This is a genomic window from Actinomadura harenae (genome assembly GCF_003696215.1).
In the GTDB taxonomy this organism is placed as follows: Bacteria; Actinomycetota; Actinomycetes; order Streptosporangiales; family Streptosporangiaceae; genus Spirillospora; species Spirillospora harenae.
Genome location: NZ_RFFG01000126.1, coordinates 1 through 20,032, shown reverse-complemented (window position 1 = coordinate 20,032; position 20,032 = coordinate 1). Strand labels below are relative to the sequence as shown.

At 74.2% G+C, this 20,032-nt stretch carries 15 protein-coding genes; 2 read left to right on the top strand and 13 right to left on the bottom strand.

All coding sequences use genetic code 11. From position 1 onward, the window contains the following. The 13 genes from ftsZ to mraZ all read right to left on the bottom strand — a co-directional run. A partial coding sequence (gene ftsZ / locus EBO15_RS37725) for a cell division protein FtsZ (protein WP_122199270.1) occupies nucleotides 1–1,192 on the bottom strand: 1,192 nt, incomplete at its 3' end. A gap of 496 nt (nucleotides 1,193–1,688) precedes the next feature. Continuing rightward, nucleotides 1,689–2,570 carry a cell division protein FtsQ/DivIB gene (locus tag EBO15_RS37720; protein WP_122199269.1) on the bottom strand — a complete coding sequence of 294 codons (882 nt, stop codon included), beginning with the start codon at nucleotides 2,568–2,570 and terminating at the stop codon, nucleotides 1,689–1,691. 80 nt (nucleotides 2,571–2,650) lie between these two features. Next, the gene (murC, locus tag EBO15_RS37715; protein ID WP_122199268.1) at nucleotides 2,651–4,072 is read right to left on the bottom strand and encodes a UDP-N-acetylmuramate--L-alanine ligase; all 1,422 of its coding nucleotides are present in this window, start codon (nucleotides 4,070–4,072) and stop codon (nucleotides 2,651–2,653) included. After that, nucleotides 4,069–5,178 (bottom strand): undecaprenyldiphospho-muramoylpentapeptide beta-N-acetylglucosaminyltransferase, encoded by a 1,110-nt coding sequence (gene murG, locus EBO15_RS37710; RefSeq protein WP_122199267.1) that lies wholly within the window; start codon nucleotides 5,176–5,178, stop codon nucleotides 4,069–4,071. The genes murC and murG overlap by 4 nt, the downstream gene beginning before the upstream one ends. A gap of 129 nt (nucleotides 5,179–5,307) precedes the next feature. Further along, nucleotides 5,308–6,591, bottom strand: a complete 1,284-nt coding sequence (gene ftsW / locus EBO15_RS37705; protein ID WP_122199266.1) for a putative lipid II flippase FtsW — start codon at nucleotides 6,589–6,591, stop codon at nucleotides 5,308–5,310. Continuing rightward, nucleotides 6,588–7,985 (bottom strand): UDP-N-acetylmuramoyl-L-alanine--D-glutamate ligase, encoded by a 1,398-nt coding sequence (gene murD / locus EBO15_RS37700; protein WP_122199265.1) that lies wholly within the window; start codon nucleotides 7,983–7,985, stop codon nucleotides 6,588–6,590. The genes ftsW and murD overlap by 4 nt, the downstream gene beginning before the upstream one ends. After that, nucleotides 7,967–9,025, bottom strand: coding sequence for a phospho-N-acetylmuramoyl-pentapeptide-transferase (mraY, locus tag EBO15_RS37695; RefSeq protein WP_122199264.1), 1,059 nt, complete (start codon nucleotides 9,023–9,025; stop codon nucleotides 7,967–7,969). The genes murD and mraY overlap by 19 nt, the downstream gene beginning before the upstream one ends. Beyond that, a complete protein-coding gene (locus tag EBO15_RS37690) occupies nucleotides 9,022–10,419 on the bottom strand; it encodes a UDP-N-acetylmuramoyl-tripeptide--D-alanyl-D-alanine ligase (RefSeq protein ID WP_122199263.1) in 1,398 nt (465 codons plus the stop codon). Before EBO15_RS37690 ends, mraY begins: the two co-directional genes overlap by 4 nt. Then, entirely contained in the window at nucleotides 10,416–12,023 is a 1,608-nt protein-coding gene (locus EBO15_RS37685) for a UDP-N-acetylmuramoyl-L-alanyl-D-glutamate--2,6-diaminopimelate ligase (RefSeq protein ID WP_122199262.1), read from the bottom strand. Before EBO15_RS37685 ends, EBO15_RS37690 begins: the two co-directional genes overlap by 4 nt. Before the next feature lie 96 nt (nucleotides 12,024–12,119). Further along, nucleotides 12,120–13,838: a peptidoglycan D,D-transpeptidase FtsI family protein gene (locus EBO15_RS37680; protein WP_456047893.1), complete on the bottom strand. Its 1,719-nt coding sequence runs from the start codon at nucleotides 13,836–13,838 to the stop codon at nucleotides 12,120–12,122. A gap of 628 nt (nucleotides 13,839–14,466) precedes the next feature. Continuing rightward, a complete protein-coding gene (locus tag EBO15_RS37675; RefSeq protein WP_199745067.1) occupies nucleotides 14,467–14,991 on the bottom strand; it encodes a hypothetical protein in 525 nt (174 codons plus the stop codon). 650 nt (nucleotides 14,992–15,641) lie between these two features. After that, nucleotides 15,642–16,628 (bottom strand): 16S rRNA (cytosine(1402)-N(4))-methyltransferase RsmH, encoded by a 987-nt coding sequence (gene rsmH, locus EBO15_RS37670; RefSeq protein WP_122199260.1) that lies wholly within the window; start codon nucleotides 16,626–16,628, stop codon nucleotides 15,642–15,644. Between the two features lie 301 nt (nucleotides 16,629–16,929). After that, on the bottom strand, nucleotides 16,930–17,361 hold the full coding sequence (gene mraZ / locus EBO15_RS37665) for a division/cell wall cluster transcriptional repressor MraZ (RefSeq protein ID WP_122199259.1): 432 nt from the start codon (nucleotides 17,359–17,361) through the stop codon (nucleotides 16,930–16,932). 525 nt (nucleotides 17,362–17,886) lie between these two features. On the opposite strand from mraZ, the gene EBO15_RS37660 reads away from it, so the two are divergent. Continuing rightward, nucleotides 17,887–18,930 carry an AAA family ATPase gene (locus EBO15_RS37660; protein WP_122199258.1) on the top strand — a complete coding sequence of 348 codons (1,044 nt, stop codon included), beginning with the start codon at nucleotides 17,887–17,889 and terminating at the stop codon, nucleotides 18,928–18,930. A gap of 4 nt (nucleotides 18,931–18,934) precedes the next feature. Next, nucleotides 18,935–20,032 (top strand): DUF58 domain-containing protein (locus tag EBO15_RS37655; RefSeq protein ID WP_122199257.1); only part of this gene is annotated, 1,098 nt, incomplete at its 3' end.

Sequence of the window (20,032 nt, the reverse complement as noted above, 5' to 3'; positions counted from 1 at the left end):
GCGCGGACGGCTGGTGCTGCGGGCCGGACGGCTGGTGCCGCTCGGGCCGTTCGTGCGGGGCGCCGGGCCCCTGCTGGCCCGGCTGGCCGAGGCCGGCCGGGGTCTCGGCGGTGCGGCCGACCCGGCTCGGGATCGGGTTCGCCGGGGCCTGCGGCGCGGGCGCCTGCTGGGCGGACGGGTTGGGGGTGTTCTGCCGGGCCGGAGGAACCCGCCGTGCGTCAGCCTCCGGCGCCGGCCTGGTAGGGCGGCCCTCGTCGAACCCCGCGGCGATCACGGTGACCCGGACCTCGTCGCCGAGCGCGTCGTCGATGACCGCGCCGAAGATGATGTTGGCGTCCGGCGCCGCGGCGTTGGACACCAGCTGCGCCGCCTCGTTGATCTCGAACAGGCCGAGGTCGGAACCGCCGGAGATGGACAGCAGGACGCCGTGGGCGCCGTCGATGCTGGCCTCCAGCAGCGGGCTGGAGATCGCCATCTCGGCCGCCGCCACGCTGCGGTCGTCGCCGCGCGCCGAGCCGATGCCCATCAGGGCGGAGCCCGCGCCGGACATGACCGACTTGACGTCGGCGAAGTCCAGGTTGATGAGGCCGGGCGTGGTGATCAGGTCGGTGATGCCCTGAACACCGGAGAGGAGCACCTGGTCCGCGGCCTTGAACGCGTCCAGAACGCTGACCTGCCGGTCGCTGATCGACAGCAGCCGGTCGTTGGGGATGACGATGAGGGTGTCGACCTCGTCCCGGAGTGTCTCTATTCCGGCTTCCGCCTGCATCGCGCGGCGCTTGCCCTCGAACGAGAACGGCCGGGTGACCACGCCGATGGTGAGCGCGCCGAGGGACCGGGCGATGTTCGCCACGACCGGCGCGCCGCCGGTGCCCGTGCCGCCGCCCTCTCCCGCGGTGACGAAGACCATGTCGGCGCCCTTGAGCACCTCCTCGATCTCCTCGCGGTGGTCCTCGGCGGCCTTGCGGCCGACGTCGGGGTTGGCCCCCGCGCCGAGACCCCGGGTGAGCTCGCGGCCCACGTCGAGCTTGACGTCGGCGTCACTCATCAGCAGCGCCTGGGCGTCCGTGTTGATCGCGATGAACTCGACGCCCTTGAGTCCCTCCTCGATCATCCGGTTGACGGCGTTGACGCCGCCGCCGCCGATGCCGACGACTTTGATGACCGCGAGGTAGTTCTGCGGTGCTGCCACGACGAGGGGCCTTTCCGCTCGCTTATCTAATCGAGTCTCGGGCGAGGACCGGACCGGGTCTCGACCCGGTACAACCCTCACCCTCAACTTGAGGCTTACAGTTATGTCAACCTGATGACTGATACGGACAGTAGGGCGGGCTAACGGCCAGGGTCAACTAACCTCCCGCCAACCGCCCCGGCGTGTCGCGTGCGCGGACTTGGCGAGACTTGCCCTGGTTGGTACGGGCCGTTGCCCGAGCCCGCCTCCCGGTCCGCACCCGGGTCCGGTCCAAGCTTCCCCCATCGGGCCGCCCGAAGCGCTCCGACACACGGGAACCGCGCATTCCGGCGGCACGACCAGCGGCGACCGCGAACCCGGCCATTGGCCCGCACGCACGGCGAACGGCGGCCGCCGAGGCGGTCCGGACGCGGCCGTCCGCGATCACCGAAGTGATCATCACCACGCCGCCCGGACGGCGCGCCCGGCGTGCCGGCGGCGCGGGCTGGTGCGTGGACTAGTGCGTGGTGACCACCTCGGGCGAGCTCACGTCGACCGTGTTCGCGGACCGTCCGGCGGGCGAGCGGCGCAGCGCCTCGACCAGGCGCAGCTTCTCCGCCGTCCGCTCGTCCGAGCCCCAGACGATCGTGAGCCCGTCCGCCAGGCGCAGCGTCACCGCCTCCGGCGACACCGCCGTCACCTCGGCCAGCTTCCGCCGCAGCGCGGCCGGCAGTTGCTCGATGACGTGGAGGGACGCCAGGCTGGACGGGTCGGACGGCCCCGGCGCCGACACCGCCAGCAGCGGCAGCCCGGCCGGACGCGCCGTCCCGTCGGTGACCGTGACCCCGGACGCGTCGAGCAGGAAGAACCGGCCGTCCCGGGCGACGACGGCGCGCGGCGTCCGCTCGGTGACCACGATCCGGATCGTCCCGGGCCAGGCGCGCTCGACCTTCGCCGACGCCACCTCCCGCAGCCGCTGGACGCGGGCGCGGACCGCGCCGGTGTCGAGCCGCGCCATCGGCGATCCCAGCGAGATCCCGGCGGCACCCTCGATCCGGTCGCGCGGCGCGAGCCGGTTCCCGGTCACCTCCACATGCCGGACGACCAGCAGCTTCGAGCCGAGCAGCACCCAGCCGGCCGCGGCGAGCACGCCCACGACCAGCAGCGTCACGAACGCGGCCTTCCACCGGTTCGGACGGCGCCGCGCGGGCGGCCGCCGGGCCTTCCGCCCGTCCGGGGCACGGCCGGGACCGGACGCGCCCGAACCCGGCCGCCCGTCCCCGTCCCCGGCCCCGGCCTTGGCCCCGGCCCCGTGCCTGTCCTTGGGACGCCCGGTCGTGGGGCCCTGCGTGTGTCCGCCGCTGTGCACCGTGCGCCGCCTCGTCCCAGCCTCGGTCATGCCCTCAAGGATGACCGCCGGCCGCCGGGAAGCCACGCCTCCACGCCGCGCCGCCGGTCCCCCGGGGGCCGGTCCTCGGGTCAGGCTCCCGCCAGGCGCTCCAGGATCACCGGGCCGAGCCTGGTCACGTCGCCCGCGCCCAGCGTGATCACGATGTCGCCGGGCCGGGCGATGCCCTTCACGACGTCCGGGACCTCGTCGAACACCGGCGCGTACACCGTCTCGGTGCCGTCCGGCACGCGGTCGGCGATGAGCCGTCCGGTGACGCCGGGCTCCGGGTCCTCGCGCGCGCCGTAGACGTCCAGGACGACCGCGACGTCGGCCAGGCCCAGGGCCTCGCCGAACTCGGCGGCGAAGAACCGGGTGCGGCTGTACAGGTGCGGCTGGAAGACCGCGACGATGCGGCCGCCACTCTCCCTGCCGTCCAGGTAGTCGCGGGTCGCCGACAGGTCGGCGGTCAGCTCGGTCGGGTGGTGGGCGTAGCTGTCGAAGACCTCGGCGCCCGCCGCCTCCCCCTTGCGCTCGAGCCGCCGCATCGCCCCGCCGAACCCGCGCAGCCCCTCGCGGACGGCCTTCAGGTCGAGGCCGAGCGCGTGCGCGACCCCGACGACGGCCGCCGCGTTCAGGGAGTTGTGCCGTCCGGGGACGGTGAGGACGACCTCGCCGAGCCCGTCCGCGTCGCCCTCGATCACGAACCGCGACCCGAGCCCCTGCGGGGTGAAGCCGGTGACGCGCAGGTCGGCGTCCTCGGCCTCGCCGTAGGTCAGGACGCGCAGCCCGCGCGCCCGCCCGAGGTCCGCGAGCTCCCGCGCCACCGGGTCGTCGGCGCCGGCGACGAGCGCGCCGCCGTCCTCGACCCGGCCGACGAACTTCGCGAACAGCTCCTTGACCTGCTCGAAGCCGCCGTAGTTGTCCAGGTGGTCGGCCTCGACGTTGGTGACGACCGCGACGTTCGGCGTGTACATGAGGAACGAGCCGTCGCTCTCGTCGGCCTCGGCGGCGAAGACCTCGCCGGTGCCCTCGTCCGCGCCGAGCCCGGTCGTGACGAGCTGCCCCCCGATGCAGTAGGACGGGTCGGCCCCCGCGTGCTGCAGGGCGACCGTCAGCATCGACGTCGTGGTGGTCTTGCCGTGCGTCCCGGCGACGGCGACCGCGCGGCGGTCGGCCATCAGCGAGGCGAGCGCCGCGGACCGGTGCAGGACGCGCAGGCCCCGCTCGCGGGCGGCGGCGAGCTCGGGGTTGTCCTCCCGGATCGCCGACGACACCACGACGGTCTCGGCGTCCCCCAGATGGGACGCGTCGTGCCCGACGAAGACCGTCGCGCCGAGCCCGGCGAGCTGGCCGAGGAGCCCGGAGTCCTTCGCGTCGCTGCCGGAGACGGTGATGCCGCGCTTCAGCATGATCCGGGCGATGCCCGACATGCCAGCTCCGCCGATCGCGATGAAGTGGACCCGGCCCAGCTCACCGGCCGGGACCACCGCGGACGGGTCGACCAGGCTCATCGGCCCTGCCCCTGCTGCTGCTGCGCGGCGCGGACGACGTCGTAGACCATGCGGGCGAGCGCCACGTCGGCGTCCCGGCGGCCCATCCGGCCCGCGGCCTCGGACATGTTCGCCACCCGGGCCGGGTCGCGCAGGATCGGGATCAGGTGGCCGGCGATCCACTCGGGGCTCAGCTCGGCGTCGTCCACGATCAGGCCGCCGCCGTTCTGGACGATCGGCTCGGCGTTCAGCCGCTGCTCGCCGTTGCCGATCGGCAGCGGCACGTACACCGCGGGCAGCGCCACGGCCGACAGCTCGGCGCAGGTCATCGCGCCCGCCCGGCACATCGCCATGTCGGCGGCGGCGTAGGCGAGGTCCATCCGGTCGCAGTAGGGGATGGTGACGTACTGCGGGGCATTGGCCGGGCCCGGGTCGGGCACCTCGGTGTTCTTCGGGCCGACGATGTGCAGCACCTGGATCCCGGCCGCGCGGAACGCGGGCGCGGCGGCGACCGCGTTCCGGTTCAGCGACCGCGCGCCCTGCGACCCGCCGAAGATCAGCAGGGTGGGCAGCTCGGGCAGCAGGCCGAAGTAGGAGCGGGCCTTGTCGCCCATCGCCATCCGGTCGAGGTTGGCGATGTCGCGGCGCAGCGGGATGCCGACGAACTTGGCGTTCGGCAGCGGCGAGTCGTGGTGCGAGACGGCGACGTGGTCGGTGAACCGCGAGCCGAGCTTGTTGGCCAGGCCCGGCTTCGGGTTCGCCTCGTGCACGATGATCGGCACCTTGCGCTTGCGCGCGGCCAGGTAGCCGGGCGTGGCGACGTAGCCGCCGAAGCCGACCAGCACGTCGGCCCGCATCTGGTCGAGGACGCCGGCGGCGGCGTTGATCGCGCCGCGCAGCCGTCCGGGGACCGACAGCAGCTGCGGGGTCAGCGTGCGGGGCAGCGGCACCGGGGGGATCAGGGCGAGCTCGTAGCCGCGCTGGGGGACCAGCCGGGTCTCTAGGCCGCGTTCGGTGCCGAGGCAGACGATCCCGGTGTTCGGGTCGTGGCGGCGCAGCGCGTCGGCGAGGGCCAGCGCGGGCTCGATGTGTCCGGCGGTGCCGCCGCCGGCCAGGACAACCCTCATGCTCGTTGACAACTCCTCAGCGTGTCCTCAGCGGGTTCGGGTGCGCGGGTGTGGTCGTGTCGTGCGGACGGGGCGTCCCCCGCCCCCGTCCGGCGCTCCGTCCAGGGTCCGTTCCGGCGCTCGTCCGGGTCAGGACCCCCGCGGCCCGAGTCCTAGCCAGCTTAGAGCCCGTGACAGCGGTCCGGGGCCGCGTGCGGCGAGCGCCTGCCTCGCACCCGGCTCACGCTTGGCGAACGCCAGCAGCATCCCGAGCGCGATCAGGGTGGGGATGAGGGCCGATCCACCATAGGAGACCAGGGGCAACGGGATGCCTGTGATGGGAAGCACACCGATGACCGCGCCGATGTTCACGATGGCCTGGACCACCAGCCAGGCGGTCGCCCCGGCCGCGGCGAGCCGGGTGAACGGGTCCTTGACGCGGCGGGCGATGCGCAGCCCGGCGTAGGCGAGCAGCCCGAACAGGCCGAGCACCACCAGCGTCCCGACCAGCCCGAGCTCCTCGCCGATGATCGCGAAGATGAAGTCGGTCTCGGCATGCGGGAGGAAGTCCCACTTGGCCCGCCCCTCCCCCAGCCCGGTGCCGGTCAGGCCGCCGGACGAGAGGGCGTACAGACCCTGGGTGCCCTGGTAGTTGAACGTCAGCTGGTTGCCGGACTGGTCCAGGAACCCGGTGAGCCGCTGCATCCGGTACGGCTCGACCACGATGAGGATCGACACCAGCAGGCCGACCAGGCCGGCCATGCCGACGAACAGCCGTCCGGGCGCGCCGACCACCCACAGCAGCGCCAGGAAGATCGTGAGCAGCACCAGCGTGGTGCCGAGGTCGTCGCCGAGCATGACCAGCAGCACCAGCAGGCCCGCGCCGGGCAGCAGCGGCATCAGCAGCGGACGCCACTCGGTGAGCTGCCCCAGCTTCTCCTTGCGGGCGAGGATGTCCGCGCCCCACAGGACGAGACCGAGCTTGGCGGGCTCGGACGGCTGGATCTGGATCGGCCCGAGGCTGATCCAGCGGGTCGCGCCGCCCGCCTCACGGCCGAGCCCCGGCACCAGCACCAGTGCGAGCGCCGCGAACGACAGCAGCAGCATCGGGAACGCCAGCGCCCGGAACCCCTTCAGCGGCAGCCGGGACGCCGCCCACATGCCGGGCAGCCCGATCGCCATCCAGACGGCCTGCCGCTGCACCAGCGTGTACGCCGACCCGGTCTGCTGGAGCTGCTTGACGCTGGACGCCGACAGCACCATGGTCAGGCCGAGCGCGAGCAGCAGCACCGAGCAGCCCAGCACCAGGTAGTACGAGGTGAGCGGGCGGTCCAGCAGCCCGACGGCGGCGGCGACCTGCTCGCGCGGCCGGGGCCGCGCCGTGCGGTCGCCGCCGGTCTTCGCCCGGTCCCGCTCCGCGGCGGGGGCGCTCATGCCCGCGCTACGAGCCGCCGGACCGCTTCGGCGAACGCGTCGCCGCGCGCGCCGTAACTGGTGAACATGTCGAAGGAGGCCCCCGCCGGGGCGAGCAGCACGGTGTCGCCGGGCTGCGCGAGCGCGGCGGCGCGGGTCACGACTCGGTCCATCGCCCCAGTGTCGGTGTCCGGAACGTCCACCACGGGGACATCCGGCGCGTGTCGCGCGAGTGCCTCGGCGATCCGCGCCCGGTCCCGCCCGATCAGCACCGCCGCGCGCAGCCGGTCCGCGCAGGACGCGACCAGGTCGTCCACGTCGGCGCCCTTGAGCAGGCCGCCCGCGATCCACACCGCCGACCGGCAGGACGCCAGCGAGGACGCGGCCGCGTGCGGGTTGGTGGCCTTGGAGTCGTCCACGTAGTCGACGCCGTCCACGGTCGCGACGTGCGCGATGCGGTGCGGGTCGGGCACGAAGGACCGCAGGCCCTCCCGGACGGCCTCGGGCGGCACGCCGAAGGCGCGGGCCAGGGCCGCCGCCGCGAGGGCGTTGGCGACGTTGTGCGGCGCGAACGGCTTCACGTCGCGCAGCTCGGCGAGCTCCGCGGCGGTCGTGCGCGGGTCGTCCACGAACGCCCGGTCGACGAGGAGGTCCTCGACGACGCCGAGCCGGCCCGGCTTCGGGACGTCCAGGGTGAACCCGACGGCGTCGTCCGGCCCGAGCCGGGTCGACACCGGGTCGTCGGCGTTGACGACCGCGACCGAACCCGGGGTGAAGATCTTGCCCTTGTCCCCGGCGTACGCCTCGAACGACCCGTGCCAGTCGATGTGGTCGGGCGCGACGTTCAGCACCGCCGCCGCCAGCGGCCGGAGGCTGGACGACCAGTGCAGCTGGTAGCTGGACAGCTCCACGGCCAGCACGTCGTGCTTCTCCAGCACCGCCTCGACGATCGGCGTGCCGACGTTCCCCACCGCGACCGCGTCGTGCCCGGCCGCGGTCAGGATGCACGTCAGCATCCGGACGCAGGTGGTCTTGCCGTTGGTGCCGGTGAGGGCGAGCCAGGGGGCCGCGTCCGCCGGACGCAGCCGCCACGCGAGCTCGACCTCGCCGTAGATCTCGATCCCGGCGGACGCGGCGGCCGCCAGCAGCGGCACGTCCGGCTTCCAGCCGGGCGAGGTGACGACGAGCTCCGTCCCGTCCGGGAGGGTGTCGCCGTCCCCGAGCTGCACGGTCACCCCGCGCGACTCGAGATCGGCGGCCTGCTCGCGGGACGCGTCGTCGTCGCGGGCGTCCACGATCGTCACGCGCGCGCCGCGCTCGGCCAGCACCCGCGCCGCGGCCCGCCCGGAGACCCCGAGCCCCGCGACGACGACCCGCCGCCCCTCGTACGACTCGGTCACTTCTTCGGCATCCATTCCAGGTAGAACAGGCCGAGCCCGATCGCGGTGAACAGCGCCGACATCAGCCAGAACCGCACGACGATCGTGGTCTCCGCCCACCCCGACAACTCGAAGTGGTGCTGGAGGGGCGCCATCTTGAACACCCGCTTCTTGGTCATCTTGAACCCGCCGACCTGGATGATCACCGACAGCGTGATCATCACGATCAGGCCGCACAGCACGCCCAGCAGGAACTGGGTGCGGGTGAGGATCGCCAGGCCGACCAGGACGCCGCCGAGGGCCAGCGAGCCGGTGTCGCCCATGAACACCTTCGCCGGGGGCGCGTTCCACCACAGGAACCCGAACACGCCGCCGAGCACCGCCGCCGCGACGACCGCGAGGTCGAGCGGGTCGCGGACGTTGTAGCAGTTCGGCGCGAGCGCGAACTCGCAGGAGTTGCGCAGCTGCCAGTTGCCGATCAGCACGTAGGCGGCCAGCACCATGGCGCACGGACCGGCGGCGAGGCCGTCCAGGCCGTCGGTGAGGTTCACGCCGTTGGACGTCGCGGCGATCAGCAGCAGCGCCCAGATCACGAACGGGATCGCGCCGATCGCCGGCCCGAAGTCCCGCAGGAACGACAGGTGCGCGTCCGCGGGCGTGACGTCCAGGTGGTTCGGGAAGTTCAGCGACCCGACCGCGAAGACCACGCCGACCAGGATGATGCCGATCATCTTGGCGCCCGAGCGCAGGCCCAGGCTGCGCTGCTTGAACACCTTGATGTAGTCGTCCACGAAGCCGACCGCGCCGAGCCCGGTCATCAGGAACAGCACCAGGCCGCCCGAGACCGTCGGGCTGGTGCCCGTCAGCAGGTGCGCCGCGCCGTACCCGACGAGCGACCCGAGGACGAACACCGTGCCGCCCATCGTGGGCGTCCCGCGCTTCTTCAGGTGGGCCTCCGGGCCCTCCTGGCGGATCATCTGGCCGTAGCCGAGCCGGTTCACGATCCGGATCCATACCGGCGTGCCGACCATGCCGAACAGCAGGGCCACCCCTGCGGCGATGATGATGTTGGTCATGCCCGGGCACCCCCCGAGAGCAGCGCCTCGGCGACCCGTTCCAGGCCCACGACACGGGAGCCCTTCACCAGTACGACGTCCTGCGGCCGAAGCCGCTCCCTGAGCGCGGTAACCGCCGCGCCGACGTCATCCACCTGTACCAACTCTCCCGTCCACGACCCCACCTGCGCGGCCCCTTCGGCCACCGGAGCGGCGGCGTCCCCGACGAGCACGAGGCCGGCGACGCCGCTGCGCGCGACATGCTGCCCGATCTTGACGTGTTCCGCGACCGAAGTGTCACCGAGCTCGGCCATCTCGCCCAGCACGACGAAGGCCCGGCGGCCCCGCGCGAGGTGCGCGAGCACGTCCAGGGCGGCCCGGGTCGACTCCGGGTTGGCGTTGTACGCGTCGTTGATCACCGTCACGCCGTCGGCGCGGTCGGTGACCTCCATCCGCCAGCGGCTGCGCGGCCCGGCCTGCGACAGCGCGTCCGCGACGTCCTCGACGCCCATCCCGGCGGCGCGGGCGACCGCGGCGGCCGCCAGCGCGTTCGGGACCATGTGCCCGCCCGCCAGGCGCAGCGCCACCGGCGCCTTGCCCTCGGGCGTGACCAGCGTGAACCGGGGGCGCCCGGCGTCGTCGAGCGACTCGTCCTCGGCCCGGACGGTCGCGTCCGCGGACCGGCCGAAGGTCACGACCCCGGCCACGGTCCGGGACGCCATCGACGCCACGAGCGGGTCGTCGGCGTTCAGCACGGCCGTGCCGCCGGCGGGCAGCGCCTCGACCATCTCGCCCTTGGCCTGCGCCACGGCCGCCTTGCCGCCGAACTCGCCGAGGTGCGCCGATCCGACGTTCAGCACCACGCCGATCCGCGGACGGGCGATCCCGCACAGGTAGGCGATGTGGCCGACGCCGCGGGCGCCCATCTCCAGCACCAGGTGCCGGGTGCCCTCGTCGGCGCGCAGCGCCGTCAGCGGCAGCCCGATCTCGTTGTTGAACGACCCGACCGGCGCGATCGTCGGCCCGGACCGCTCGATCACCTGGGCGATCAGGTCCTTGGTGGACGTCTTGCCCGCCGACCCGGTGACCCCGGTCACCACGGCGTCCGGCAGCCCGGCCAGCACACCGCGCGCGAGCAGCCCGAGCGCCTCCTGGACGTCCGGCACCACCACGGCGGGCCCGTCCACCGGGCGGGCCGCCAGGACGGCGCTCGCGCCCCCGGCCAGCGCCGCCGGGGCGAAGTCGTGCCCGTCGGCCCGCTCGCCCGGCAGCGCCGCGAACAGCGCGCCGGGGCCGGCCTCCCGGGAGTCGATCACCACGGGCCCGCGCACCACCGGCTCCGGGCCGTCCGGCGGAAGACCGGTCACGACGCCGCCCGCGAGCTCGGCGATCCTCGACAGCGGAAGTGGGATCACGCCTGCGTCCCGTCCCCTCTCACGTCCTGCCCGTTCGACGCGCCGGTCCCCGCCGGGGTTCGCCCGGCGGCGCCGCGGTCGCGGTCCCGCGCGCGGTCCTGCTGGGCGCGGATCGCGGCGCGGACGACCTGGCGGTCGTCGAACGGATGTACCTCACCGGCCACGTACTGGCCCTGCTCGTGGCCCTTGCCCGCGACGACCACGACGTCGCCGCGACGGGCCCGCCCGATCGCCAGCGCGATGGCGGCAGCGCGGTCGGGCTCGACCACGATGTGCGCGCGCTCGGTCTGGGGGACCTTGAGCCCGCCCTCGACCATAGCGGCGAGGATGCCCAGCGGGTCCTCCGACCTCGGGTTGTCATTCGTGAAATACGCCATGTCGGCCAGCCGCGCGGCGGCCTCGCCCATCAGCGGGCGCTTACCGCGGTCCCGGTCGCCCCCGCAGCCGAGGACGATCGTCAGCCGCCCCTCGGTCACCTTCCGCAGGGACGTCAGCACCGCCTCGACCGCGCCCGGCTTGTGCGAGTAGTCCACCAGCGCGACGTACTCCTGGCCCTCGTCCACGCGCTCCAGGCGCCCCGGGACGCCGGTCAGCGACCCGACCCCCCGCACCGCCACCGGCAGCGTGATCCCGGCCTCCACGAGCGCCACGATCGCCCCGAGGGCGTTCGCCACGTTGAACGGGCCGGGCAGCTGGACCGACGCGTCCGCCTCGATGCCGCCCGGGCCGAGGACGCGGAAGACGCTGCCGTCCGCGCCGATCCGCACGTCCACCGCCCGCCAGTCGGCCTCCGGGTCGCCGGACGCCGAGAACGTCGTGGTCGGGACGGTCGCGATCGTCAGCAGCTCGCGGCCGTACTCGTCGTCCAGGTTCACCACGCCGACCCGGCTGTACCCCGGCGTGAACAGCTTCGCCTTCGCCAGGAAGTAGTCCCGCATCGTCGGGTGGTAGTCCAGGTGGTCCTGGGACAGGTTGTTGAAGATCGCGACGTCGTACCGGGCGCCGCCGACCCGGGCCTGCTCCAGCGCGTGGCTGGACACCTCCATCGCCGCCGCGCCGACGCCGCGCTCGCGCATCATCGCGAACAGCGCGTGCAGGTCGGTCGACTCGGGCGTGGTCAGCTCGCCGGGGACGGTCTCGTCCCCGACCCGGATCTCCACCCCGCCGACCAGGCCGGTGGTGGTCCCGGCCGCGCGCAGGCCCGCGTCCAGCAGGAACGTCGTGGTGGTCTTGCCGCTGGTGCCGGTCACGCCGATCAGCGTCAGGTCCTGCACCGGCTCCCCGTACACCCACGAGGCCGCCGTGCCGAGCACCGCGCGCGGGTCGTCCACGACCAGGACGGGCAGCCCGGCCGCCGTCGCCCGCTCCAAGCCCGTGGGGTCCGTCAGGATCGCCGTGGCGCCCTTCTCCGCGGCCTGGGCGGCGAACCGGGCGCCGTGGACACGCGCGCCCGGCAGGGCCGCGTACACGTCGCCGGGCAGCACCGCGCGCGAGTCGTGCGTGATCCCCGACACGGTCACCCCGGACCAGTGGTCCTCGGCCGGAAGGCCCAGCGTCGACGCGAGGCCGGTCAGCGGACGGGCCGGGTTGGAGGTCGGGCGCATGGCGTGTCTTTCGGTGCGGGCCGGAGCGGGGCCGGGTGTGCGGATATACGGGGTCAACGGTGCGGAGGTCACGGCGGGTCAGGGTACTCGCTGCGCTCAGTCGTCGGCGTAGATCTTGACGGACGGGGCCCGGCTTCCGCTCGGCGGGATCTTCCGGGTCTGCAGCGCGAAGTTCATCACGTCCTTGAACACCGGCGCCGCGACGTCGCCGCCGAAGTAGCTGCCGCGGGTCGGATGCTGGAGCACGACCTGGACGACCAGCTGCGGCGCGTCGGCCGGGGCGAACCCGGCGAACGAGGCCGTGTAGCCGCCGTCCTCGTAGGTGCCGGTGCTCGGGTTGACGATCTGCGCGGTGCCGGTCTTGCCCGCCACCCGGTAGCCGGGGATCTGCGCCTTCGGCGCGGTGCCCTCCTTGGTGGTGACGCCCTCCAGCATGTCCCGGATCTCCTGCGCCGTCCGCTGGCTGATCACGCGCTTCTGCGCGGGCGCGGCGGCCGGGGTGAACGAGCCGTCGTCGGCGGTCGTGCCCGCGACCAGGTTCGGCGCGACCCGGACGCCGCCGTTGGCGATCGTCGAGTACACGCTCGCCATCTGCAGCGCGTTCACCGACAGCGACTGGCCGAACGCGATCGGATACCGGTCGGTGCCCGACCACTGCTTCGGCGCGCGCAGCTGACCCGGGGTCTCGGCGGGCAGCCCGACCGCGGTCTTCTGACCGAACCCGAAGTCGCGCAGGAACTTGTAGAGCGTGTCCTGGTCGATGCGCTCGCTGGCCAGGATCGTCCCGACGTTGCTGGACTTGGCGAGCACCCCGGCGAACGTCAGCCGCTCGGTGGCGTGCTCCTCGGAGTCGTGGAACGTCCGGTCGTACCTGCGGACGCTGTAGGGCACCCGGAACGTCGTCTCCGGCGTCACCCCGCCGCGTTCGAGCACCGCCGCGGCCGTGACGACCTTGCCGGTGCTGCCCGGCTCGTACGCCTCCTGGACCAGCGGACTCCCCCACCGGCGCCAGTTGGACTTGCCGTAGTCGTTCGGGTCGTAGCCGGGCGCGGACGCCATCGCGAGCAGCTGGCCGTTGCGCGGATCCATCACGATCACGCTGCCGCTGCGCGCGCCGGTCGCCTTCACCTGCGCCTCGATCGCCTGCTGCGCCTTGTACTGGACGTCGCGCATCAGCGTCAGCCGCAGGCCCTTGCCGGGCACCGGCGGGCGCTTCTGGTCCTCGCCCATCGGGATGTGCTGGCCGTCCGGGCTGATCTCGATGCGCTGCCACCCGGCGCGCCCGGCGAGCTGCCGGTTCATCGAGTACTCCAGGCCCGCGCCGCCGCGTCCCTCGGCGTTCACGAACCCGATCACCCCGGCGGCGAGCGAGTCGTTGGGATACTCGCGCCGGTACTCGGGATAGGTGCCGATGCCGAGGAACTTCATGCCGAGCACCAGGCGCGCCTGGTCCGGCCGGACGCCGTGGGCGAGCACCTCGTACCGGCTGTTCTGCCGGGACAGCTGCTTCAGGACGGCCGCCTGGTCGAGCCCCAGCATCGGCGCCAGCGCGCCCGCGATCTGCTGCCGCTTCTCCGGCTTGATCACGCTCGGGTCGGCGTAGATCAGCCGCGCCTCGACCGTCATCGCGAGCGGGTTGCCCTGCGCGTCGGTGATGTCCCCGCGGACGGCGGGCAGGTCGATCTTGCGGAGCCGCTGCTCCAGCGCCCGCGCGGTGTAGTGCCCCGACTCGATCGTCTGGAGCTGGACGAGCCGACCGGCGAACAGCGACAGCACGAACGCCACCACGAGCAGGCCCGCGTTCAGGCGCTTCATCGGGTCGCGGCGGCGGAACGGCACCCGGATCCGCCGCTTCGGCGGCCTGCGCGGCGGCCCGCCGCGTCCCCTGGGCCCGCCACCGGACCTCGGCCGGTGCGGCCCCGGCCTGGTGCGCCCGCCGTCGGACACCCGCGTCCGGCCGCTTCCGGACGCGCGCGTGCGTCCGCCGTCGCTCGTGCGCGCGCGCCCCTCGGCGGCGCTCTTGCTCCCGCGCGCGGACGAGGCGCCCTTGCGGCCGCCGTCCGTGGTCGACGCGTTCTTACGTCCACCGCTCGTACCGCCACTACGGCGCGCCGGGGCGTCCTTGCCGTCGCGCGTGCGCGAGGAACCGTCCTTGGCGCTCCCCGAACGGGACGCGGGGTCGCCCTGGGACTTGCCGTCCTTCTTCGGGCCGTCCTTGCGCTGCGGAGGGACCATGCCGTTACGGGCCGGCCGCCGGGCGGCTGCGCCGCCCGGCGACCGGGGTGGGGTGTTACCCGTATTGCGTCCGGACGCGCGCGCCGCGCCCGGACCGTTCTTCTCGTCCCGCCCGGCCGAGCCGCGCGGTCCTCTCCCCTGTGGCCCGCGTCCACGCCCGGACGGCGGACCGGCGGGACGCCGGCTCACCGCGCCTCCCGAGCCGTCCTCACGGCGTCACCCTCCCACCGGAACCCGCGCCGGACGCGCTCGGCACGCCCTCGCCGGGGATGATCGCCCCGGGGACGCCGAGCACGCCCACCGCGCCCGCGGTCGCCGCGGCCGCGTTCGGCACCGGGCGCACCCCGCTCCTGCCGGTGACCGTGCCGTCCTGCGAGATCCACGCGGGCTGCGTCGGCGGCCGCATGCCGTAGCCGCGCGCCTTGGTGTCCAGCGAGGCCGGGGCCTCCTCCCGCGCGATGTCGCTCTGCATCTGCTGGCGCTGCTGGTCGAGCAGCTTGTTGTTCTGCTGGAGCCGCGACAGCGTGAACGCGTCCTCGGCGAGGACGGTGTTCAGCAGCAGCAGGCTCGCGAGCGCCCCGCCCAGCAGGCCCACGATCAGCAGCACGAACGGCGTGCGCGGCGGAGCCGACTGCCGCACCGCCCGCGCCGTCCGGCGCGCCGCCCCCTGCTTCCCGGTCCCGCCCTTGACCGAACCCGGCCGGGCCGTCCCGGGCCGCGTCCGCGTCTTCACCCCCGCACCGCGCGCCGAAGCACCCGCCTCGCGAGTGCCCGCGCCGCGCGCCGACCCCTTCGCCCCGCGCGCCGACGCGCCACGTGCCGAGGTCTTCGCTCCGCGAGTGTCCGTACCGCCCGCCGACGCGGCTGCCTCGCGAGTGTTCTTCGCGCGCGTGGGAGTGGCCCCACGTGCGTCCGTGCCGCGGGACGAGGCGCTCGCGCCGCGCGCGGCCCCGCCACGCGTGGAAGCACCCGCCCCGCGGGTGTCCGTACCGCCCGCCGAGCCGCTCGCGCCGCGGGCCGAAGCGCCTGCCTCGCGGGTGTTCTTGGCGCGCGTGGGAGTGGCCCCGCGTGCGTCCGTGCCGCGAGACGAGGTCCTCGTCCCGCGGGTGTCCGTGGGGCGCGTTGACGTGTTCGCACCGCGGGTGTCCGTGGTGCGTGCGTCAGTGCCGCGAGTGGTAGCGCCGCGTGTCGAAGCGCCCGCCTCGCGGGTGTCCGTGTCGCGGGTGGGGGTGCGGCGTTTGGGTTTGGGCGTGGAGGCCGCGTCCGGCTCTTCGGGGGCGGGTTTGGGGCGGGCGCGGGTGGTGTCCGGGCGCTCGGGCCTGGAGCGGCGCTCGCGGCGCTGCTTGGGCACGGGCGGGGTCGCGGTCCCCGGGGTGCGTGTGCTCATCTGGCCTCCCGGACCCGTTCGGCGGCGCGCAGCCGAACCGACCCGGCTCTTGGGTTGGTCTCGGTCTCGGTCTCGGACGCCACCTCGGCCCCCCGGGTCAGCAGCCGGAAGCGCGGCTGGTGCTCGGGCAGCGGGACGGGCAGGTCCGGCGGGGTCTTGTCGGCGGTGGCCTCGGCGAGGACGTGCTTGGTGATGCGGTCCTCGAGCGAGTGGTAGCTGAGCACCGCGACCCGGCCGCCGACCGGGAGGGCGTCGAGCGCGGCGGGCAAAGCCCGCCGCCAGATCTCCAGTTCGCCGTTGACCTCGATCCGGAGCGCCTGGAAGGTGCGCTTGGCCGGGTTTCCGCCGGTGCGGCGGGTCGCGGCCGGGATCGCGTTGCGGACGAGTTCGGTGAGCCGCGCCGTCGAGTCGAGCGGCTCCTTCTGGCGTTCGCGGACGATGGCGGACGCGATGCGCTGGGCGAACCGCTCCTCGCCGTACTCGCGCAGGATGCGGGCGAGGTCGCCCGGCGGGTAGGTGTTCACGACCTCGGCGGCGGTGAGCTCCTGGGTGCGGTCCATCCGCATGTCGAGGGGCGCGTCGTAGGAGTAGGCGAAGCCGCGGTCGGCCTCGTCCAGCTGCGGGGAGGAGACGCCGAGGTCGAACAGGAAGGCGTCCACGTTCGGGACGTCCAGCCGGTCGAGCACGGCCTCGATGTCGTCATAGACGGCGTGGACGAGCGAGACCCGGTCGCCGAAGCGCTCCAGCCGCTTGGCGGAGCGCTCCAGCGCGTAGGTGTCCCGGTCCAGGCCGATCAGGCGGAGCGTCGGATGGGCGGCGAGCATGGCCTCGGCGTGGCCGCCCATGCCGAGCGTCCCGTCCAGGTAGACGGGCGTCCGGCCGGCGTTCACGGCCGACTGGACGGCGGGCGCCAGAATCTCGAGTACGCGGTCGAGCAGTACCGGAATGTGACCGGCCTGCGCCGCGTGGTCGCCCACGTCCATGCTCCTACCCCCATGTTGCTGCCACTTGCTCGCGGTATACGTGGCATCGGCGGCCGGCGGCGTGTGCCGTCCGGCCGTCTCCCGTCGGTGCCGGCGCCCTGGTGAAGCCCCCTGTGCGGGCGCCGCCGGCGGCCTCGTCCGGCCAGGTCCCCATCCGCTGCCCTTGAGGAAGATCACCGCGTCACCGCGGGGGGTCGCCTTCTGGCGCCGGGGAAGCTGCGCCAGAGGGCCTGGAGAGCGGCTGGAGACCTGGCCGAACGCTGGCCGGTGCCGGTCCTCGGGACCGACGTTCAGCAGATCGTCAGAGGATCCCGGGCAACACCTCCTCGGAGATGTCGGCGAACGCCTGCTCCTCCTGCTCGAGGTAGGAATCCCAGGCGCCGCTGTCCCAGATCTCCAGGCGCGTGTTCGCGCCGATGACGGTGCAGTCGCGGGTGAGCCCGGCGTACTTCCGCAGCGGGGGCGGGATCGTGATCCGGCCCTGCTTGTCGGGAATCTCGTCGGACGCGCTGGCGAAGAAGACCCGGCCGTAGGCGCGCACGGTGCGCTCGGTGACGGGCGCGGCACGAAGCGCCTCGGTGATGCGCTGGAACTCCGCCATGGGGAAGACGTACAGGCAGCGTTCCTGGCCCTTCGTGATCACCAATCCCCCCGACAGCTCCTCGCGGTACTTCGCCGGCAGGAACAGTCGTCCCTTGTCGTCGAGGCGCGGCGTGTGGGTGCCGAGGAACACCGGCCCCACCTCCTGCGCCGTGGGGGGCGCTACCGCTCCCCACGGCGCCCCACTCTACTCCACTCTTCCCCACCGTCAACTACGAAAACACCTGCCGCGCGCGGATTTCGCGAACGATTCCGCAGGTCAGGCGGGGTGGCCTTCCGGGGGGCGCGCGGTGGGGCGGCGCGTCACGGCGTTCCGGCGGGACGACTTGACAACGCGTCCTGACGCAGCCCGGAGCGTTCCGGGGCGTCCCGCCGGGGGCCTCGGCGGGGGCCGCGATGGGGGAAAGTGGGGCGTCTCGCGGGCTGTGCCGGACGCGCGGGTGGAGCACAATGGCTCCGATCCCCATGACCATCGCGGCCGTCGGCGGGGAGACGTACTGTCGGTGCAACACCGGCGGCGGGGCCGCGGGTGTCGCGGGCACGCGGTGCGGTTCGTCCGGAAACGGAGGAGCCGCGCGGACGTCCGTGCAAGGGTTGCGCACCGGGGCGCCGTCCGGGCGGCCGGGCGGCTGAGGAGGGTTGGTTGGTGGCAGTAGGGATGCACGGGGACCCGGCGACCGGGACCGGGCGCTCGACGCCCGCCCCCCGCTCCGGGGACGGCCTCACGGACGGATCCCGGGCCGGTTCCCCCCGCGGCCTGGACGACCTCGCGCGGGTGAGCGGGCGCATCCGGGACGCCGTGGAGACGGTGGTCGAGGGCAAGCCCCGGGCGGTGCGGCTCGCGCTGACCGTCCTGCTGGCCGAGGGCCACCTGCTGATCGAGGACGTGCCGGGCGTCGGCAAGACGATGCTCGCCAAGGCCCTGGCCCGCTCGGTGGACTGCTCGGTGCGGCGCGTCCAGTTCACGCCCGACCTGCTGCCGAGCGACATCACCGGCGTCAGCGCCTACAACCAGGAGCTGCGCGAGTTCGAGTTCAAGCCGGGCCCGGTGTTCGCCAACATCGTGGTCGGCGACGAGATCAACCGCGCCTCCCCCAAGACCCAGTCGGCGCTGCTGGAGTGCATGGAGGAGCGGCAGGTCACCGTGGACGGGACGACGTACCCGCTGGAGCGTCCGTTCATGGTGATCGCGACGCAGAACCCGGTGGAGATGGAGGGCACCTACCCCCTCCCCGAGGCGCAGCGCGACCGGTTCACCGCGCGGATCTCGATGGGGTACCCCGACCCGGCCGCCGAGCTGGAGATGCTCGACACGCACGGCGAGGCGAACCCGCTGGACGACCTGGAGCCGGTGGCGCACGCGTCCGACGTGCGCGCGCTCATCGAGGTGGTGCGGCGCCAGCACGTCGCCGAGTCCGTCCGGCAGTACGCGATCGACCTGGTCACCGCGACGCGGAACCATCCGGAGCTGCGGCTCGGCGCGTCCCCGCGGGCGACCCTTCACCTCGTGCGCGCGGCGCGCGCGTACGCGGCGCTCGACGACCGCGACTACGTGCTGCCGGACGACGTCCAGGAGCTGGCCGTCCCGGTGCTGGCGCACCGGCTGCTGCCGAGCGCCGAGGCGCAGGTCGAGCGGCGGCGCCCGGAGCACGTGGTGACCGAGCTGGTGCACCGGCTGCCCGTCCCGTCCCCCCGGGGCTGACGGGGTGCGGCGGGCCCTGGCGGGTCTGACCACGCGGGGCCGGTCGTTCGTCGCGGCCGGGGCCACCGCGATCGTGTGCGCGTTCGTGCTCGGCGAGCGCGACCTGCTGCGCGCGGGCGTGCTCGTGCTGGCGCTGCCGCTGATCTGCACGTGGGTCGTGTCGCGGACGCGGTACCGGCTCGCGTGCGCGCGCCGTCTCGAGCCGCCGCGGCTGCCCGTCGGGCACGAGTCGCGGGCGGAACTGCGGCTGGAGAACGTGTCGCGGCTGCCGAGCGGGCTGCTGATGGTCGAGGACCGGGTGCCGTTCGCGCTCGGCGGGCGGCCCAGGTTCGTGATCGACCGGATCGAGCCGCGCGGGTCCCGCGAGCTGAGCTACCGGATCCGGTCGGACGTGCGCGGGCGGTTCCGCGTCGGGCCGCTGACCGTGCGGCTCGCCGACCCGTTCGGGATGGTCGAGCTGGTCCGCTCGTTCAGCCTCACCGACACCCTGACGGTGACGCCGGCGATCGTGCCGCTGCCGTCCGGGCGGCTCGCCGGGGCGTGGGCGGGCGGCGGCGACAGCCTGGCCCGGACGGTCTCGACGGCGGGCGAGGACGACATCGCGCCCCGCGAGTACCGGCACGGGGACGACCTGCGGCGCGTCCACTGGCGGTCGACGGCGCGGCGCGGCGAGCTGATGGTGCGGCGCGAGGAGCAGCACTGGCAGAGCCGGGGCACGCTGTTCCTGGACACCCGGAGCCTGGCGCACCGGGGCGAGGGGCCGGGCGCGACGTTCGAGCAGGCGGTGTCGGCGACCGCGTCCGTCGGGGTGCACCTCGGCCGGATGGGCATGGCGCTGCGCCTGGTCACCGACGCCGGGGAGAAGCTCGCGCCGACGGCCGACTACGCGGGCGAGTTCGAGGGCCTGCTGCTGGACAGCCTGGCGGTCGCGCGTCCCGGGGACGGCGCGGCGCTGGACCGGGGCCTCGCGGCGCTGGTCGGCGGGTCCGGGCGGGACGGCGACGGGCTGGTGGTCGCGGTGTTCGGGCGGCTGACGCCGGAGGAGGCGCGCGCGGTCGCGTCCGTCCGGCGGGGCACGGCGGCGTGCGTGGCGGTCCTGGTC

What these genes read in the sequence shown, in the direction of transcription:
- EBO15_RS37660 (WP_122199258.1), top strand. Translation starts at nt 17,887, where the DNA reads ATGCACGGGGACCCGGCGACCGGGACCGGGCGCTCGACGCCCGCCCCC.
- murG (WP_122199267.1), bottom strand. Translation starts at nt 5,178, where the DNA reads ATGAGGGTTGTCCTGGCCGGCGGCGGCACCGCCGGACACATCGAGCCC.
- EBO15_RS37680 (WP_456047893.1), bottom strand. Translation starts at nt 13,838, where the DNA reads ATGAAGCGCCTGAACGCGGGCCTGCTCGTGGTGGCGTTCGTGCTGTCG.
- rsmH (WP_122199260.1), bottom strand. Translation starts at nt 16,628, where the DNA reads ATGGACGTGGGCGACCACGCGGCGCAGGCCGGTCACATTCCGGTACTG.
- EBO15_RS37685 (WP_122199262.1), bottom strand. Translation starts at nt 12,023, where the DNA reads ATGCGCCCGACCTCCAACCCGGCCCGTCCGCTGACCGGCCTCGCGTCG.
- ftsW (WP_122199266.1), bottom strand. Translation starts at nt 6,591, where the DNA reads ATGAGCGCCCCCGCCGCGGAGCGGGACCGGGCGAAGACCGGCGGCGAC.
- murD (WP_122199265.1), bottom strand. Translation starts at nt 7,985, where the DNA reads ATGGATGCCGAAGAAGTGACCGAGTCGTACGAGGGGCGGCGGGTCGTC.
- EBO15_RS37720 (WP_122199269.1), bottom strand. Translation starts at nt 2,570, where the DNA reads ATGACCGAGGCTGGGACGAGGCGGCGCACGGTGCACAGCGGCGGACAC.
- mraY (WP_122199264.1), bottom strand. Translation starts at nt 9,025, where the DNA reads ATGACCAACATCATCATCGCCGCAGGGGTGGCCCTGCTGTTCGGCATG.
- murC (WP_122199268.1), bottom strand. Translation starts at nt 4,072, where the DNA reads ATGAGCCTGGTCGACCCGTCCGCGGTGGTCCCGGCCGGTGAGCTGGGC.